Below are 17,209 nucleotides of genomic sequence, written 5' to 3' on the forward strand. Positions count from 1 at the left end.
CTTCGGACCGCCGACGGCGCAGCAGCGGCCCGGCCCTGCGGCCCGACCCCGCGCTGGCAGCGTGCTCGCTGCGGGTGCGGCTGTGACAGCACTTGCCCTGGTCGCCGGTGCCACTGGCGGCACCGTCGGTTTTCTGATCGGCGCCGCGCAGGACGACGGGTCGGCGGCCACCGTCGCCGACGCGAGGCCGATGGGTGTCGCCGAGGTCGCGAGGTCTGCCCTCCCCGGCGTGGTCACGCTCGAGGTCGCCGACGCCGGCGAGGAGTCCGGCGGCACGGGGTCGGGCTTCGTGATGCGCGCGGACGGCTACATCGTCACCAACAACCATGTCGTCGCGGCGGGCGGTGACCAGGGCAAGATCGCCGTGACGTTCTCCGACGGCACCCAGGTGCCCGCTCGGCTGGTCGGCAAGGACGCGTCGTACGACCTCGCCGTCGTCAAGGTCGACCGCACCGGTCTGTCGCCGGTGCCGTTCCGCACGGGGGCGACGACGGTCGGCGACCCGGTCATCGCGGTCGGCTCACCGTTGGGACTCGACAACACCGTCACGACCGGCATCGTCAGTGCGCTCGACCGTCCGGTCTCACCGGGCGGCACCCAGGACCAGCGGTCCTACATCAACGCGATCCAGACGGACGCGGCCATCAACCCCGGCAACTCCGGTGGCCCGCTGCTCGACAGCGCCGGGCGCGTCGTCGGGGTCAACACTGCGATCGCGCGGGTGCCGGGCAGCAGCTCGCGTGGGTCGGGCAACATCGGCGTGGGCTTCGCGATCCCGGGTGACCAGGCGCGCCGTACCGCCGAGCAGCTCATCAGCAAGGGCAAGGCCGAGCACCCGATCATCGGCGCCTACGTCGATCAGTCCTACACCGGCGAGGGGGCGCGTCTCGGCGGTGGCGACGGTCAGCCTGCGGTCAGTGCGGGTGGCCCCGCCGCCAAGGCCGGGCTCAAGGAGGGCGACATCATCGTGCAGATCGACGGGCGCCGTGTGACCTCGCCCGACCAGCTCATCGTGACGATCCGTGCCAGGCAGGTGGGAGAGACGGTGCGCCTGTTGGTACGGTCCGGTGGCCAGGAACGCACGGTCGCAGTGACGTTGGCAGGAGCCACGGGATGACACGACCGCAACGCCCGCAGGGGGTCTGATCGGTGCTCGGGATCAACACCTGGGAGTTCTTCGGGCTGCTCGTGCTGGCGATGCTCGTCGTCGGTCCCGACCGCCTGCCCGAGTACGTCGCCAAGCTGCGCGGCTGGATCCGCCAGGCGCGTGACATGGCCGAGGGCGCTCAGAGCCAGCTCAAGGACCAGATGGGTCCGGAGTTCCAGGACGTCGACTGGAAGCAGTACGACCCGCGCCAGTACGACCCCCGCAAGATCGTCCGCCAGGCGCTGCTCGACGAGCCGGCCGACCCGGCTCCCGACGCCGTCGATGCCGATGCGGGACCCGAGGCGACCTCCGAGCCGGCGCCGACGTACGCCCCGCCGTTCGGGCAGACGTACGACCCCGATCGCATGACTCCGTGGGACCTCGAGGCGACCTGAGCCACCGTGGAATGTCGCCCACCTGCGCCGACGTTCCACGAGCATGACCAACGACGTGACAACGCGATGGGGCGACCCGGCCGTGATCCGCAAGGTCCTCGCCGAGAGCGAGACCTGGGCCGTCGTCGGACTCTCCGACAACCCGAGAAGGGCCGCCTACGGCGTCTCAAAGCTGTTGCAGCGCAACGGAAAGCGCATCGTGCCGGTGCACCCCAAGGCCGAGACCGTGCACGGGGAGCAGGGCTATGCCAGCCTCGCCGACATCCCGTTCCCGGTCGACGTGGTCGACGTGTTCGTCCGCTCCGAGCTCGCTGGTGATGTCGCCGACCAGGCGGTCGAGATCGGGGCGGACGCGGTGTGGTTCCAGCTCGACGTCATCGACGAGGCGGCGTACGACCGGGTCACCGAAGCAGGTCTGGACATGGTCATGGACCGGTGCCCGGCGATCGAGTGGCCGCGTCTGGGGCCCAACAGCGCCGGGACGAGGACAGCATGATCACCCCACGACGTTCCTCCTCCGCTCCGCTCCTCCGGATACTTCGCGGGGGCCTCGCATGAGCGCGGTCGACCTGCGGGCCGGCGTCGGACCGCGCGCCCTCGAACGGCTCGAGAGCGAGATCAGCATCTGGCTGACCACGGTCTCACCGGGCGGACGCCCGCAGCCGACTCCCGTGTGGTTCCTGTGGACCGGGCAGGAACTCCTGGTGCTGAGTCAGCCCAGCGCCCGCAAGCTGCGCAACATCGCTGCTGGTGCTCGTGTGGCGGTCAACTTCAACTTCGGCGGGGACGGCAACGACGTCCAGGTGCTCAGCGGCACGGCGCGGGTGGACGAGTCGGGTCTCAGCGCAGCGGAGCGGACGGCGTACGACACCAAGTACGCCTCGGGCTACCGCGAGCTGCAGATGTCGGCGGACGCCTTCCACGAGGAGTACTCGACGCTCATCAGGATCGGCCCCGAGCGCCTCACCGGCTGGCGCTGACCCTCACGTCGGTGGTGCGCGACCGCCCGATGGGTCACTGACCGGCCGAGACGAGGTCGAGCGTCATGAACGTGCTGAGCGGGTCGGGCACGTAGGACCCGAACGGGCCGCACTCGACGAACCCGGCACGGGCGTACATCGCTCTGGCCGGGGCGAAGAAGTCCATGCTGCCGGTCTCGAGCCAGATGCGGTGGGCCCCGCGCGATCGTGCGTCGGCGACCAGGTGGCGCACCATCCGCGAGCCGAGGCCCTGCCCGCGGCTAGCCGGGTCCGTACGCATGCTCTTGAGCTCGTGGTGACCCTCACCGAGGTCTTTCACGGCTCCCGTCGCGAGGACGCCAGCGGCGCCGTGCACGGCCCACAGGCGTACGGACGGGTCGCGCAGGGCCGCGAGGTCGAGGGCGTGCCGGCTCTCCGGCGGAGCGGTCGGCTCCATGTCGGCCAGGTGCGCCTGCAGGAACGCGATGAGCCGCGGGTCGTCGAGGTCGGCCCGGACGATCGGGAGCGGCGGGTTCAGCGGCCCGCGGGGGTCAGGCCGAGCGACCGGCCGGCGAGACCACGCGAGCGGGTGCCGAGCCCCTTGGCGATGCCGCGCAGCGCGACAGCGGCCGGGCTCGTCGGGTCACCCAGGACGACGGGAGTGCCGGCGTCGGCACCCTCGCGCAGGCGCACGTCGATCGGGATCTGACCGAGCAGCGACACCGGAGCGCCGATGGAACGGGTGAGGCTCTCGGCGACCGTCTGACCGCCGCCCGCGCCGAACAGCTCCTGGCGGGTGCCGTCGGGCAGCTCGAGCCAGGACATGTTCTCGATGACGCCGGCGACACGCTGCTTGGTCTGCAGAGCGATGGCGCCCGCGCGCTCGGCGACCTCGGCGGCGGCCTGCTGCGGCGTGGTGACGACCAGGATCTCGGCGCCCGGGACAAGCTGAGCGACCGAGATCGCGATGTCACCCGTGCCCGGCGGCAGGTCGAGCAGGAGGACGTCGAGGTCGCCCCAGAACACGTCGGCGAGGAACTGCTGCAGGGCGCGGTGCAGCATCGGTCCACGCCACACGACCGGCTGGTTGCCGGGGACGAACATGCCGATCGAGATGACCTTCACGTCGTGGCTGATCGGCGGCAGGATCATGTCGTCGACCTGCGTCGGGCGCTGCTCGACGCCGAGCATGCGCGGCACCGAGAAGCCGTAGACGTCGGCGTCGACGACGCCGACCGACAGGCCCTGCTCGGCCAGCGCGGCCGCGAGGTTGACGGTGACCGACGACTTGCCGACGCCGCCCTTGCCGGACGCGACGGCGTACACGCGCGTGAGCGAACCGGGCTTGGCGAAAGGCACCTCGCGCTCAGCGGCACCGCCGCGCAGGTGCTCCTTGAGAGCCGCGCGCTGCTCGTCGGTCATGACGCCGAGACGCACCTCGACGCCGGTCACGCCCTCGACCGACTGGACGGCCTGGGTGGTGCGCTCGGTGAGCGTCGCCTTGAGCGGACAGCCGGAGATCGTGAGCAGCACCGTCACCGTGACGTGGCCGGATTCGGTGATGTCGACCGACTCGACCATGCCCAGCTCGGTGATGGGCTTCTTGATCTCGGGGTCGTCGACGGTGGCGAGTGCGGCCAGGACAGCGTCCTGGGTGGGTGCTGCAGACATGTACTCCATGGTAGGTCGCCGTAGGACGACCCCCTCACGCGGTGGGTCGGTCCTCGCGTTCGTCGTCGTCCTCGGTACGCAGGTAGCCCCGGTCCTCCATCTCCTCCAGCAGCGAACGCAGCTCGGAGCGGACGAAGTCACGCGTCGCGGTCTCGCGCATCGCCAGTCGCAACGAGGCGACCTCACGGGTGAGGAACTCGGTGTCGGCGAGGTTGCGCTCGTCGCGGGCGCGGTCCTGCTCGAGCCCGACCCGGTCGCGATCGTCCTGGCGGTTCTGCGCGAGCAGGATGAGGGGAGCGGCGTACGACGCCTGCAACGAGAGGATGAGCGTGAGCAGCGTGTAGTTGAGCGAGCGCGGGTCGAACTGGGCGGCCTCGGGCGCGAAGGTGTTCCAGGCCAGCCAGACCGCGACGAAGATCGTCATCCAGATCAAGAAGGTCGCGGTGCCCATGAAGCGCGCGAACTTCTCGCTGAGCACCCCGAAGCGCTCGTTACTGATCGGCACTCGCGGCAGCAGGGCCCGACGCAGCTCGCGTGGCTGGTCGAGGCGGCTGACCTCGCGTCTGCCGCCGGAGCGCAGCCGGGTGCGTTCGGACTTCGAGCCCTTGTCGCGCTCGCGGGCGCGGTCGTCAGTGGTCCGCTCGGTCATGAGCCACCTCCTTCGTCAGGTCGAGCTTCAGGTCGGACTGGGCCGGGCGCCCCGGTTGATCTCGTGACGTTCTTCGCGCCAGTCGTCGGGGAGGATGTGGTCGAGCACGTCGTCGACGGTGACGGCGCCGAGGAGTCGGCCGTCCTCGTCGACCACGGGAACGCCGACCAGGTTGTACGTCGCGAGCGTGCGGGTGACCTGGCCCAGGGGCGCATCGGGAGGGATGGGCTCGACGGTCTTGTCGACCACCTGGCCCACCGAGGTGTGCGGGGGCTCACGCAGCAGCCGCTGCGTGTGGACCATGCCGACGTAGCGTCCCGTCGGCGGCTCGATCGGTGGTCGGCACACGTAGATCGAGGCCGCCAGGGCGGGGTCGATCTCCTCACGGCGTACGAGGGCGAGCGCCTCGGCGATCGTCGCCTCCGGACCGAGGATGACCGGCTCGGTCGTCATCAGACCGCCGGCGGTGTTCTCGTCGTACTCCAGGAGTCGGCGCAGCGGGGCCGCCTCGTCGGGCTCCATCAGCTGCAGGAGCTCCTCGGCCTGCTCGGGCGGCAGGTCGGCCAGCAGGTCGGCGGCGTCGTCGGGCTCCATCGCCTCGAGCACGTCGGCGGCACGGTCGGTGCCGAGGCCCACGATGATCTCGACCTGGTCGTCCTCGGGGAGCTCCTCGAGGACGTCGGCGAGCTTGTCGTCGTCGAGGGCCGCGGCGACCTCGGCCCGACGCTTGGGGTTGAGGTCGTGGATGACCTCGGCGAGGTCGGCGACGCGCAGGTCGTCGTAGGTCTCGAGCAGGCGTTCGGCGCTCTGGGCGGCGGCCTGCTCGTGCAGGCCCGTCACGTCGGCGATGTCGACGAGGGCCGTGGCGCCGGCGCGGCGACGGGTCAGCCGGGAGACCGCACGCGTCGCGGTCGAGGTGTGCCCGCGCTGTCGGACGAACACCTTGACGGCCATCCAGTCGCGACGGGCGTTCTGCTCGATGGCGACGTCCTCGACCACGCCCTCGTAGTCGCCGTCGGGGGAGTGCACCACCACACCGCGGTCGAGGACCTCGGCGCACACGAGTGTCTCGTTGGCACGCTGCTCGAACCGGCGCATGTTGACGAGACCGGTCGTGATGACCGCGCCCGCATCGACCGAGGTCACCCTGGTCATCGGGACGAACACCCGGCGACGCCCGGGCACCTCGGTCACCAGTCCGATGGCGCGCGCTCGCTGCGGCCCGGAGAAGGTCACGACGACATCGCGAACTCGACCCACCTGGTCACCCAGGGGGTCGAAGACCTTGAGCCCGGCCATCCGGGCCACGAAGACGCGGGTCATGCTCATCGGGCACAGGTTATCCACCGGTGCGCGCGGGCTTGCGCGCCCCGCCGTGTCGGGTCAGCGGGTCGTGGCGCCCGACGGCGGTGGCGGCGCGGCGCCGGAGCCCTCCTCACCGGCTGCGCCCACCTCTGCCTGAGCCGTGTCAGGCACCAGCGCCAGCACGCGCGCGTGCTCGGCCCAGTGCTGCGGGAGGTCGTGATGGGCGACCGGGGAGTTGAGCCGGGCGCTCTGCAGCGCGGTGGCCGCAGGTTCCCACTCGGGGCTCTCGGGGCGTACGCGATGGGTCATCGCGGGGACGGTGAGCAGACGCGCGCGACTGTCCTTGGCGCGCAGCACGAGCTCGACCACCTCCGGCAGCGGATCGGGGAGCGACTGCTCACCAGGGCCGCACACGACGTAGGCGCGACCCTCGCTGTGGGCGTGCCAGACCGGCCAGGTGCGCTCGGGCGTACGGATCCACAGCATCGCCGACTTGCTCAGGGCCTCACCGACCAGGCGGTCCGAGGCCGGCGGGGCAGAAGGTGTCACCGCTGCGGAGCTCATGCGGGGATCGTACGGCTGCGCGCGCCGCGGGTGATGGACGTCACGGTCGTACGATTGGAAACTTTTCGAGTTCGAAATATAAACTGGCGAGCAAGCGTTGAGCGAGATGAGTACCGAGATCCTGGGAGGAGGAGCCTTGAACACCACCTCGAACTACACCAACGGCGGGTATGCCCTGGTGAAGGCGATGGACAAGTACCGCACCGAGCGTTCGCGTCGCCGGTTCGGCCGCCGCTGAGCCCCTACGCACACGAGCCCTCTGTCCGACAGGCAGGGGGCTTTCTGCTGCCCGGCGCCGTATCAGGGGCGCCGAGATCTACTCATTAAGGTCACGGTATGGACACGGTCAGCAAAACCTGTCCATCAGGACAACGTCACCGGGCGCTCGCGCGTCATGGGGACTGACGGGCTGGGGAGGCCCGTCGGCCACAGACGGTCGGCGCCAGGCCGACTGCCAACTCCAGAGGGGCACATGATGACCAGCATCGAGATCGACCGGCGTCGCGCGCTGCAGGGAGCGGCCGTCGTCGGGGCGACGGGGGCGATCGGGATCGCCGCTGCCGGACGCGCGGACGCGGCGGCAGGGGCGCCGCACCGCAGCGCGCCGGCGTTGCTCACCGCGACCTACCCCGAGCTGCGCCGGGGCAGCAGCGGCGCAGCTGTGCGTGACCTGCAGAACAAGCTCGCCGGCGCCGGCTACTGGCTCGGCGGGATCGACGGCTCGTTCGGCCACCTCACGCAGCAGGCCGTGTGGGCGATCCAGAAGTACTGGGGGCTCTCGCGTGACGGCGTGGTCGGCCCGAGCACCTGGGCCAAGGTCAACCTGCGCCAGCGTCCGCGCTCGCGCTACAGCGGCACCCGCATCGAGGTCGACAAGGCCAAGCAGCTGATGTTCGTGCGCGACAGCGTGGGCATGCAGATGTGCATCAACACGAGCACGGGGGCCAACAAGCCGTTCGAGAGCGGCGGCCGCTGGTACGACGGCCGGACGCCGAGCGGCACGTTCAAGGTCTTCCGCTACGTGCCGGGGTGGTACTCCGGCTCGCTCGGTGACCTCTACCGTCCGATGTTCTTCAACGGCGGCATCGCGGTCCACGGCTCGACCAGCATCCCGCCGTACAACGCCTCGCACGGCTGCTGCCGGGTGAGCACGGCTGCGCAGGACAAGATCATCGCGCGGGGCTCGCTCAAGATCGGTGCCACGGTCAACGTCTACTGAGGATCGGACCACGGCCCAGGGGCTGCGCTGGTGGGGGACCGGCGCAGCCCCTGAGTCGTACCCCGGCGCCGCGGTGTGGAAGACTCACGGCCATGAGCACCCCCGGAATGTCACCGATGCGCCCGCCCGCCTCAGGTCTGGCCCTGCAGTACCCCATGTCGCTCGGGGTCTTCGACGAGTACGCCGACGCCCAGCAGGCCGTCGACTACCTCTCCGACCGTGAGTTCCCGGTGCAGAACTGCATGATCGTCGGGACCGAGCTCAAGCAGGTCGAGCGCGTGACCGGTCGCCTCACATGGGGGCGCGTGCTGCTCGGTGGCGCCCTCTCCGGTATCTGGCTGGGTGTGTTCGTGGGCCTGATCTTCGCGCTGTTCAGCGATGGTGACGGCACGGCGGCCATGGTCATCTCCACCGTGATCTTCGGCGCCGTGTTCGGTGCGGTGTGGGCGGCGATCGGGTACGCCGTCTCGCGCGGCCAGCGCGACTTCACCTCCGTCACCCAGGTCATCGCGACCAAGTACGAGGTCCTGGTCGAGCACAAGCTCGCTCAGCAGGCCCGCGACCTGCTCGCCGGTCGTCCCGGCGCCGGACCGGACCTCACGCACTGAGCTCGACGAAGGGCCGGGCACCCCTCGGGATGCCCGGCCCTTCCTCATGTCTGCGACGTCAGCCCTGCTGGATCCGCGCGATCCAGGCCTCGACCTCGTCGGCCGAACGCGGCATGAAGCCCGACAGGTTGTCGTGGCCGTCGGCCGTCACCAGCACGTCGTCCTCGATGCGGACGCCGATGCCGCGCAGCTCGTCCGGCACCAGCTCGTCGTCGGACTTGAAGTACAGCCCCGGCTCGACCGTGAGGATCATGCCGGGCTTGAGCTCACCCTCCATGTACTCCTCCCGGCGGGCCGCCGCGCAGTCGTGCACGTCGATGCCGAGGTGGTGCGAGGTGCCGTGCACCATCCAGCGCCGGTGGTACTGCCCGTTCTCCTGGTCGAGGGTGTCCTCGACGCCGACGCCGTCGGGCAGCAGCCCCCAGGCGTGCAGGTGCTCGGCGATCACGCGAATGGCGGCAGCGTGGACATCGGAGAACTTCGCTCCGGGCCTGACCGCTGCGATGCCGGCCTCCTGCGCGGCGTAGACCGCGTCGTACACCTTGCGCTGCGCCTCGCTGAACCGACCGCTCACCGGCAGCGTGCGGGTGATGTCGGCGGTGTAGAGCGAGTCGACCTCGACGCCGGCGTCGAGCAGCAGCAGGTCGCCCTCCTTGATGTCGCCGGTGTTCTTGATCCAGTGCAGGGTGTTGGCGTGGTCGCCCGACGCGGCGATCGAGTCGTAGCCGACGCCGTTGCCCTCGTGCCGGGCATAGAGGCCGAAGACGCCCTCGACCCAGCGCTCGCCGCGGCCGCGCCTGATCGCCTCGGGCAGGTCGGCGATGACGGCCTCGAAACCGTGCGCGGTCGCCTCGACGGCTTCGCGCATCTGGCCGATCTCCCACTCGTCCTTGACGAACCGCACGCTGGACAGCTGGCGGGCGAGCTCGGCGTCGGCCTCGCGCTGGCGCTCGGTGCGTTCGTCGGTCTGCGCCTCGGTCGTCCGCGCTCGGTCGACCAGCGCGCTGACGTCGCTGTCGGCCTCGCGCACCACGCGCACCGTGGTCGCGCCGGCGTCCTTGGCGATGCTGTCGGGCAGCTCGTCGACGTGCCGGGCGCTGACTCCGAGCTCGGCCTCGACGTCCTCGAGAGTGGGGCGCGCGCCGACCCAGAACTCTCCGTAGCGGGAGTCGCCGAAGAACTCCTCGCTGTCGCGGCCGGCGAGCGGACGGAAGTACAGGACGGCCTCGTGCCCGGCGTCGTTGCCGTCGTCGTCGGTCTGCGGCTCCAGCACGAGCACGGCGTCCGGCTCGCGGTCGGCGCCCAGGCCGGTGAGGTGGGCGAACGCGCTGTGCGGACGGAAGACGTAGTCGGTGTCGTTGCTGCGCACCTTCAGCCCTCCCGCGGGGATCACCAGGCGCTCGCCGGGGAAGGCCGAGGAGATCTCGGCACGGCGGCGCGCGGCGTACTCGGCGACCTCGGCACGCTGCGGTGGCGTCGTGTCACGAGGGGCCCAGCCCTGGGCGACGAAGTCGCGGAACGCCTGGCTGGTGGGTCGGCTGCGGTGCTCGGGCTTCTGCTGCTCTTCACTCACGGGACCATCCTCTCACCGAATGACATTCGATTTCGAAGTAATACTCGTCGCACCTGATGCGGCGATCGGGCCGGCGACTTGAAGCGGGTCGCCACGGTGCAGCACAGTGACGGTCGTGCCCACTGATCCGAGCGCCGAGCCGTCCCAGCCGCCGCAGCGGCCGCGTCGGCGGATGCCCGGAGAGCTGCAGGGCAAGCCCCAGCGCGCGCGTCGCCCGGTGCCGGGTGAGCTGCGCGGTCGAGCGCAGCGCGTCATGCGCGCCAAGGCTCCGCCGACCGTGCCGATCGGCATCCGCGGCGACGACAACGGTCTGACCGAGTGGCACTCCCGATCCGTCATCGACCTGGCGCTGCGGGTCGGCGAGACCATGCTCGCGACGGGCGCCTCCGCCTCCGACGTGACCGCGACCGTCCTGCGCCTCACCCGTGCGTACGGCGTGCGCTCGGTGCACGTCGACGTCACCTATACCTCGATCACCGTGTCCTACCACCGTGGCGTCATGCGTGACCCGCTCACCGTCATGCGCATCGTGCCCGCGCTCGCGGCGGACTACGGCCGGCTCGAGGCGATCCACACGCTGGTCCGCGACGTCGTCGAGGACCCCGGTGAGGTGGGTGCGGCGCAGGACCGTCTCGAGCGCATCCTCGCGGTGCACCACCCCTACCGTCGCGGTGTCGTGACGGTGGCGATCGGGTTGCTCGGCGCCGCGATCACGACCCTGCTCGAGGGATCGTGGGCGCTGGTGCTGCTGTCGCTCGTCATCTCGATGGTGATCGACCGGGTCCAGCGGTTCATCTCGCTGCGGGGCGTCTCGGCGTTCTTCACCCAGGCGGTCGGCGCGGCCATCCCGACGACCGTCGTGGTCCTGCTGTGGACCGTGGTCCCGCAGAGCCAACGCGCCGAGCTCGGGCTCAACAACCTGTCCGCGCTGATCGCCACGACGATCGTCGTCCTGCTCTCGGGACTGGCCGTCGTCAGCGCGGCCCTGGAGACCTTGGACGGCTACTACCTCACCGCGGCTGCTCGCACGTTCGAGGTCGTCATCCTGTCGGTCGGCGTCGCGACCGGCATCACCACCGTGCTCGCGATCGCCCAGCGGTTCGAGGTGCAGATGCCGTTCACGGCGGCGTCGGTGACGCTCACTCCTGGCCTGGTGCTCGGCATGGCGGCCTCGGCCATGATCGCCGCCGCGCACTCGGTGGCGAGCTACACCGGGCTGCGCGGCACGCTGTTCGCGATGGGCGTGGCGGCGTTCTCCTGGCTGATGTACTGGGCCACCAACATGTGGGCCGCACCGCCGACGTGGTTCGACAGCAAGGCGCTGCACCAGGAGACCGGCTCCGACCACGGCATCCTCGCTGCGATCCCTGCGACGTTCGTGGCGGCCGTCGCTGCCGGTGCCGTGGCCCAGCTCGTCGCCGTGCGCTACCGCGTGCCCTCACTGGCCGTCACGGCGGCGGCGATCATCCCGCTGCTGCCCGGTCTCTCGCTGTTCAACGGGATCTACCAGCTCGTGCACTCCGCGTCCGACCCGGCCAAGGGCGTCGGGTCACTCATCACCGCGGCCGCGCTCGGACTGGCGCTCGCCGGCGGCATCTCGCTCGGTGCCCTGCCGTTGCGTCTGCTGCGCGCCGACCGGGTGCAGCGCCGCATCCTGCGCCGCTCGGTGGCGGACACCCGCGACTGAGCAGCCTCCCTGCGCGGGGCGTCAGCGGCTGCTCGACGGTGTCGAGCTCGGAGCCGTCGTCGGCTTGGGGGCCAGGGGAGCACCCCACGACCAGGACGCGAGGATCGCCTCCTGCGTGCTGGTGGCCGCAGCCTTGTCCTGGGCGGCGGAGGTCATCGTGGTCACGACCACCTGGGTGCCGTTGAGGACGTAGTACTGCGTCTGGGACACCTGGAAACCCTGCGAGACGCGCGCGATCGTGTAGCCCTCGGCCGGAGCCCCGCCGATGCTGCGGCTCGCGAGCTTGGTGACGGTCGAGCCCTTCTGGCGCTGGGCGATCATGCCCTGGTTGACCAGCTCGTCCAGCGACGGCGGCTCCTTCATCGTGGTCTTGACCACGGTGAAGCAGGGGTAGACGTTGCGGGTCGGCTGCGGAGCGCGCAGGTAGAGCATGGTGCCTCGCTCCCGGGCCGTGTCGTTGATCCAGCCGCTCGGTGGCAGCACCCCGAAGGAGCGGTCGGCGGCCGGGACGGCGCCCAGCGTGGGCTTGGTCGTCAGGCTCGTCGGTGAGGGCTGGTCCAGGGTCGTCGGCAACGCCGGCGGGACGCTGCTGGGGTCGGAGCCGCTGGTCTGCGAGCAGCCTGCGCTGAGCAGGACCGCGAGGGGCACCAGGGCCCGTGCATACCGACGAGTTCTCACGCCCAGGAGGCTACGTCAGCGCCCCGGCCCCGCAGTGCAGGGCCGGGGCGCGCGTCGTACACCGCCGGGTCGTCACCCGGCTCGGGCTCAGTGACGAGGTGCGGACTTGGCCGCGTAGTACGCCGAGGAGTCCTTGTGCCACAGCAGGATCAGGATGGCGACCGCGAGGACCAACGAGATGAGCGAGACGACGACGCTGAGCGGAGTCGCCGTGCCCTGCGCGAACGTCCCGAGGAAGCTGAGGATCGCCAGCGCCCCGAGCACGGTCGCCACGATGCGGGCCCACGACTTGCCGGCCTCGTTGGTCTTGGCCATCGCGATCCACAGCGCGGCGCCGATCAGCCCGAAGACGACCGAGGAGATCATCGCGACGTTGACGATGGAGTCCAGGTCACTGAGCGACTTGCCGTCCTCCTGGAGGCGCTCGCGCGCCTGGTCCTCGATCTCGCCCTTCTGCACGAACGAGAGCACGATGCCGAGCAGGGAGAGTGCGGCCCCGACGTACATGAGCTTGACGGCTTTGACGATCGACTTCGGCGGCGCCACGTCCGCGCCGGGTGCTGCGAAGCCTCCGGAGATCTGCGGGGCGCTCTGATAGCCGGGCGCTGCGGGGTACTGGCCCTCGACCGGCGGTGCGGGCGGCGGCGGGACCGGGGACGAGCCGGCCTGCGGCTGGTCGGCGGGGTACTGGTCTGACATGTGTTCCTCCGAGATGTGTGCGATGGCCCACACCCTCTCAGGTGCGGGCGCACCGGGAGGAGTCGGCGGCCGGGATAGCCTCGCGGCGTGACCATCGACCTGCACGCACACTCCACCGAGAGCGACGGCACCCAGCGGCCCGAGCAGGTCGTCGAGTCCGCGGCCGAGGCCGGGCTCACCACGGTGGCGCTCACCGACCACGACACCACGCGCGGATGGGACGCGGCCCGCGCGGCCGCGACGGCGTACGGCGTCGACGTCGTGCCCGGCATCGAGATCAGCTGCCAGTCGCGCGGTATCTCGGTGCACCTGCTCGGCTACCTGCACGACCCGCAGGAGCCGGCTCTGCTGGCCGAGCTCGAGCGCGCCCGTGAGTCGCGGCGTACTCGCGCGCGTCGCATGGTCGAGCTGATCGCCCGTGACCTGCCGCTGACCTGGGACCAGGTCACCGCCCAGGCAGGCGCGGAGACCACGCTGGGGCGTCCGCACATCGCCGACGCGATGGTCGCCGGGGGGCTGGTGCCGGACCGGTCGGCGGCGTTCGAGCGCTACCTGCACAGCTCCGGGCCCTACCACGTCGGCCACTACGCACCCGACCCCGTGCACGCCGTCGAGCTCGTCCGCGCCGCCGGGGGAGTGCCGGTCATGGCCCATCCGTTCGCGCACCAGCGCGGCAGGATCGTGGCCGACGACGTCGTCGAGCGGATGGCCGAGGCGGGCCTGGCCGGTCTGGAGGCCCACCACCGCGACCACGACGAGGCGGCCACAGCGCACGCGGTCGAGCTCGCCGCGCGGCTCGGCATGCTGGTCACCGGTTCGAGCGACTACCACGGTGACGGCAAGCCCAACCGGCTCGGCGAGCACACCACCGATCCCGAGGTACTGGCCCAGATCGTGGAGCAGTCGGGCGGCCGTACGACGATCGCTCGCGCCTGACGCGGGTCGTCCACAGGGGTCCACCGCAACGTCCGGGCCCGCGAGTACGGTGGCCGCGATGAGCCAGCCAGCCGCCCCCGACCGCCAGCAGACCGAGCTGCCCGGGATGCCGCAGCGGCTCTACCTCGCCAGCCCCAGCCGGCTGATGACCTGGCTGGACTGCCCACGCCGCTACCGCATGCAGTACCTCGACCGGCCGCGTCCGCAGGCACGTCCGCAGCGGGCGCACACCTCGGTCGGGCTCGTGACCCACAACGTGCTGCGCGACTTCTGGGACCTGCCCTTCGACGCCCGTACGCCGACCGGTGTCGTCGAGCTCGTGCGCAGCTCGTGGATCGACGTGGGGTTCAAGGACGCCGACCAGTCGGCGCGCTGGCGTCAGCAGGTGACGCAGGAGATCACCGACTACCTGCGTACGGCCGACCGCCTCACCGAGCCGCTCGCCCGCGAGCGCAGCGTGGCCCTGAAGACACCGACGCTCGCCCTGTCCGGTCGGGTCGACCGGATGGACGAGCGTGAGGGTGAGGCGGTGGTGGTCGACTACAAGACCAGTCGTCGTACGCCGACCGCCGATGACGCGCGGACGTCGCTGGCCCTGGCGTTCTACGCCGCGGCGGGTGCGGCGGTGTTCCGCAAGCCGTGCGTGCGGGTCGAGCTGCACCACGTGCCGACTGGTGAGGTGATCGCGCACGAGCACACCGCCGAGTCGATCGAGCGCAAGATCGCCGAGGCCGAGTCGATCGCACGTGACCTGCGCCGCGTCGACACGGCGTACCGCGACCAGGGGCAGCAGGCTCCGGACTTCGCACCCAACCCGACACCGCTGTGCCGGTGGTGCGACTTCCGGGCCCACTGCCCCGAAGGTCAGGCGGTCGGACCCGAGCGGTCCTCCTGGGCGGCCTTGGAGCCCGACGACTGATCGTCGTCGTCCTCGGCGCCGCGCTCGGCCTCGGGCAGCTCTTCGGCGACCAGCACCAGGTCGTCGTGCCCGTGCTCGGTGACACCGGCCACGACGGCGCGCTCGACCATCTCCTGGCCCAGCGCCGCGCGGCGCATCATCGGGTCGGCCTGCAGGTCCTTGACCAGGGCGACACACATCGCGGCCATGACGACCACGAACGGCAGCGCCGCGACGATCGTGATGTTCTGCAGCGAGGTGAGGGCCGCCCCCGGGTCGTCGGCGTTCTCGGCGAACCCGGCGAGCAGCATCACGGCGGCGACGCCACCGGTCAGGACACCCCAGAAGATGACCGTCGGACGGCTCGGCTCGAGCGTGCCGCGCTCGGACAGCGAACCCATGACGATCGACGCCGCGTCGGCGCCCGACACGAAGAAGATGCCGACGAGGACCATCACCAGGACGGTCGTGACCGACGCGATGGGGTAGTGGTCGAGCAGCTGGAACAGCGCGGTGTCGCTGTTGACCGTCGCGACGCCCTTGACGTTCTGCACCAGGTCCTTGCTGTCGCGCTGCACGTCGATGGCCGAGCCGCCGAAGATCGCGAACCAGACCAGGCTGACCACGCTCGGCACGAGCAGCACGCCCGTGACGAACTGGCGGATCGTGCGGCCGCGGCTGATGCGCGCGATGAACATGCCGACGAAGGGGGTCCAGGAGATCCACCACGCCCAGTAGAAGACGGTCCACGAGGACAGCCACTTGGCGAGCTCGGCGTCACCGCTGGCGTCGGTGCGGGCGGCCATCCCCGGCAGGTTGTCGATGTAGCTGCCGAACGACGTCGGCAGCAGGTCGAGGATGAACACCGTCGGGCCGACCACGAACACGAACAGCGCCAGCGCGAGCGCGAGCACCATGTTGATGTTGGACAGCCACTGGATGCCGCGCGAGACGCCCGACACGGCGCTGAGGATGAAGCAGATCGTCAGCACGGTGATGATGGCGACGAGCGAGACCTTGCCGACCTTGTCGACCCAGCCGTTGGCCTCGAGGCCGGCGCCGATCTGCAGGGCACCGAGGCCGAGCGATGCGGCCGAGCCGAACAGCGTCGCGAAGATCGCGAGCATGTCGATGACCTTGCCGATCGGGCCGTCGGTACGGTCGCCGAGCAGCGAGCGGAACGCCGAGGAGATCAGCTGGCTGCGGCCCTTGCGGAACGTGCCGTACGCGATCGCGACACCCACGACGGCGTAGATCGCCCACGGGTGCAGGGTCCAGTGGAACAGCGTGGTGGCCATGGCGGTCTTCATGGCCTCGGTCGTCTGCGGGTCGATGCCCGTGTCGGGCGGCGGCGCTGAGAAGTAGTTCAGCGGCTCGGCGACGCCCCAGAACATCAGACCGATACCCATGCCCGCGCTGAACATCATCGCGATCCAGGAGACGGTCTTGAACTCCGGCTCCTCGTCATCGGCGCCCAGCGGGATGTTGCCGTAGCGACTGGCGGCCAGCCAGATCGCGAACACGACGAACAGCGACGCGAGCAGCACGAACGCCCAGCCGGCGCTCTCCATGACCCAGCTCAGGGCGCTGCCCGAGGTGTCGCTGAGGTTGTCGGGAAGGGCGAAGCCCCAGATCACGAACCCGACGGCCACGACGGCGGCGACGCCGAAGATCACCTTGTCGAGCCCGCCACCGCGTCCGGCGCGCAGGCCTTCGGAGATGGGGGCCGTGATGCCGCCGAGCAGCTCGTGGGTGTCGGTGGGGGTGGAGCCGTGCGGCTCGTCAGGTTGCTCCGTTGGCGGGCTGGTGGATGTCGGCGATGCCACGTCCGGACCTCGATCTCGTCGTCGTCAGTTGTGTGCGGTCTTCACTGAAGTCTTGTACGGACTCTGCCGCCGAGGCGACAAAAAGCCCCCGCCACTTTGCCTGGGTATGCGTTCTGCGGCAAGTTCGCGACGACGGATCAACCCGTGTATGAGCCCGAGACGACGGGTGATCGCGGTGGTCGGGCGGGTGGGCGCACACATGGAGATGCCGTCTGTGAGCCACCCCCCTGGCTGTGGTTCACAGACGGCATCTGCTGGCGTCGTGGACGAGCTCGTCTCCCCTGACCTCTCGAACGTGACGGCCGATGAGCGGGTCCCCCCAGAACCGCCCATCAGCTGGCCTCGGGCCCCCGCCCCTTCGGCTTGACCACTACTTTGCCTGTTCCTGAAGGAAC

The 17,209-nt window shown here is 70.6% G+C and carries 18 protein-coding genes; 9 read left to right on the forward strand and 9 right to left on the reverse strand.

The annotated features are described in order from the left end of the window. Positions 1 to 82: 82 nt before the first annotated feature. Genes VV01_RS04055 through VV01_RS04070 form a run of 4 tightly spaced genes read left to right on the forward strand, consistent with a single transcriptional unit; the run spans position 83 to position 2,522 of the window. On the forward strand, positions 83 to 1,117 hold the full coding sequence (locus tag VV01_RS04055) for a S1C family serine protease (RefSeq protein WP_231635146.1): 1,035 nt from the start codon (positions 83 to 85) through the stop codon (positions 1,115 to 1,117). A gap of 32 nt (positions 1,118 to 1,149) precedes the next feature. Beyond that, a complete protein-coding gene (locus tag VV01_RS04060) occupies positions 1,150 to 1,542 on the forward strand; it encodes a Sec-independent protein translocase family protein (protein WP_231635148.1) in 393 nt (130 codons plus the stop codon). Positions 1,543 to 1,585: 43 nt separating this feature from the next. Continuing rightward, entirely contained in the window at positions 1,586 to 2,038 is a 453-nt protein-coding gene (locus VV01_RS04065; RefSeq protein WP_050668778.1) for a CoA-binding protein, read from the forward strand. A 58-nt stretch (positions 2,039 to 2,096) separates the two neighbouring features. After that, positions 2,097 to 2,522, forward strand: coding sequence for a TIGR03667 family PPOX class F420-dependent oxidoreductase (locus VV01_RS04070; RefSeq protein WP_050668779.1), 426 nt, complete (start codon positions 2,097 to 2,099; stop codon positions 2,520 to 2,522). A 34-nt stretch (positions 2,523 to 2,556) separates the two neighbouring features. Here the strand turns inward: VV01_RS04070 and VV01_RS04075 are convergent, their stop codons facing one another. The 5 genes from VV01_RS04075 to VV01_RS04095 form a co-directional block, all read right to left on the reverse strand. Next, a complete protein-coding gene (locus VV01_RS04075; protein WP_082220807.1) occupies positions 2,557 to 2,958 on the reverse strand; it encodes a GNAT family N-acetyltransferase in 402 nt (133 codons plus the stop codon). A 77-nt stretch (positions 2,959 to 3,035) separates the two neighbouring features. Next, the gene (locus tag VV01_RS04080; protein WP_050671706.1) at positions 3,036 to 4,172 is read right to left on the reverse strand and encodes an Mrp/NBP35 family ATP-binding protein; all 1,137 of its coding nucleotides are present in this window, start codon (positions 4,170 to 4,172) and stop codon (positions 3,036 to 3,038) included. Positions 4,173 to 4,206: 34 nt separating this feature from the next. Beyond that, on the reverse strand, positions 4,207 to 4,821 hold the full coding sequence (locus tag VV01_RS04085) for a DUF1003 domain-containing protein (protein WP_082220808.1): 615 nt from the start codon (positions 4,819 to 4,821) through the stop codon (positions 4,207 to 4,209). Between the two features lie 27 nt (positions 4,822 to 4,848). Beyond that, a complete protein-coding gene (locus VV01_RS04090) occupies positions 4,849 to 6,150 on the reverse strand; it encodes a magnesium transporter MgtE N-terminal domain-containing protein (protein ID WP_050668781.1) in 1,302 nt (433 codons plus the stop codon). Between the two features lie 54 nt (positions 6,151 to 6,204). After that, positions 6,205 to 6,690: a hypothetical protein gene (locus VV01_RS04095; protein ID WP_050668782.1), complete on the reverse strand. Its 486-nt coding sequence runs from the start codon at positions 6,688 to 6,690 to the stop codon at positions 6,205 to 6,207. A 475-nt stretch (positions 6,691 to 7,165) separates the two neighbouring features. On the opposite strand from VV01_RS04095, the gene VV01_RS04100 reads away from it, so the two are divergent. Further along, complete coding sequence (locus tag VV01_RS04100; RefSeq protein WP_071606506.1) at positions 7,166 to 7,909, forward strand: L,D-transpeptidase family protein; 744 nt, start codon at positions 7,166 to 7,168, stop codon at positions 7,907 to 7,909. A gap of 92 nt (positions 7,910 to 8,001) precedes the next feature. Beyond that, positions 8,002 to 8,517: a general stress protein gene (locus tag VV01_RS04105; protein WP_050668784.1), complete on the forward strand. Its 516-nt coding sequence runs from the start codon at positions 8,002 to 8,004 to the stop codon at positions 8,515 to 8,517. A gap of 58 nt (positions 8,518 to 8,575) precedes the next feature. Here VV01_RS04105 and VV01_RS04110 read toward each other — a convergent pair whose 3' ends face one another. Further along, on the reverse strand, positions 8,576 to 10,090 hold the full coding sequence (locus VV01_RS04110) for an aminopeptidase P family protein (RefSeq protein ID WP_050668785.1): 1,515 nt from the start codon (positions 10,088 to 10,090) through the stop codon (positions 8,576 to 8,578). Positions 10,091 to 10,205: 115 nt separating this feature from the next. Here VV01_RS04110 and VV01_RS04115 point away from each other — a divergent pair, with 115 nt between their 5' ends. Next, positions 10,206 to 11,777: a threonine/serine exporter family protein gene (locus tag VV01_RS04115; protein WP_157508729.1), complete on the forward strand. Its 1,572-nt coding sequence runs from the start codon at positions 10,206 to 10,208 to the stop codon at positions 11,775 to 11,777. 21 nt (positions 11,778 to 11,798) lie between these two features. Here VV01_RS04115 and VV01_RS04120 read toward each other — a convergent pair whose 3' ends face one another. Together VV01_RS04120 and VV01_RS04125 are read right to left on the reverse strand one after the other, a co-directional pair. Then, the gene (locus VV01_RS04120; RefSeq protein WP_157508730.1) at positions 11,799 to 12,455 is read right to left on the reverse strand and encodes a DcrB/PsbP domain-containing protein; all 657 of its coding nucleotides are present in this window, start codon (positions 12,453 to 12,455) and stop codon (positions 11,799 to 11,801) included. An 87-nt stretch (positions 12,456 to 12,542) separates the two neighbouring features. Beyond that, entirely contained in the window at positions 12,543 to 13,154 is a 612-nt protein-coding gene (locus tag VV01_RS04125; protein WP_050668788.1) for a hypothetical protein, read from the reverse strand. Positions 13,155 to 13,241: 87 nt separating this feature from the next. Here VV01_RS04125 and VV01_RS04130 point away from each other — a divergent pair, with 87 nt between their 5' ends. Together VV01_RS04130 and VV01_RS04135 are read left to right on the forward strand one after the other, a co-directional pair. Beyond that, positions 13,242 to 14,090, forward strand: a complete 849-nt coding sequence (locus VV01_RS04130; protein ID WP_050668789.1) for a PHP domain-containing protein — start codon at positions 13,242 to 13,244, stop codon at positions 14,088 to 14,090. A 58-nt stretch (positions 14,091 to 14,148) separates the two neighbouring features. Next, positions 14,149 to 15,009 carry a RecB family exonuclease gene (locus VV01_RS04135; protein ID WP_050668790.1) on the forward strand — a complete coding sequence of 287 codons (861 nt, stop codon included), beginning with the start codon at positions 14,149 to 14,151 and terminating at the stop codon, positions 15,007 to 15,009. Here VV01_RS04135 and VV01_RS04140 read toward each other — a convergent pair. Then, positions 14,955 to 16,814 carry a BCCT family transporter gene (locus tag VV01_RS04140; protein WP_082220810.1) on the reverse strand — a complete coding sequence of 620 codons (1,860 nt, stop codon included), beginning with the start codon at positions 16,812 to 16,814 and terminating at the stop codon, positions 14,955 to 14,957. The two genes, VV01_RS04135 and VV01_RS04140, sit on opposite strands and share 55 nt — an antisense overlap. Positions 16,815 to 17,209 lie beyond the last annotated feature (395 nt).

The organism is Luteipulveratus halotolerans (genome assembly GCF_001247745.1).
Classification (GTDB): domain Bacteria; phylum Actinomycetota; class Actinomycetes; order Actinomycetales; family Dermatophilaceae; genus Luteipulveratus; species Luteipulveratus halotolerans.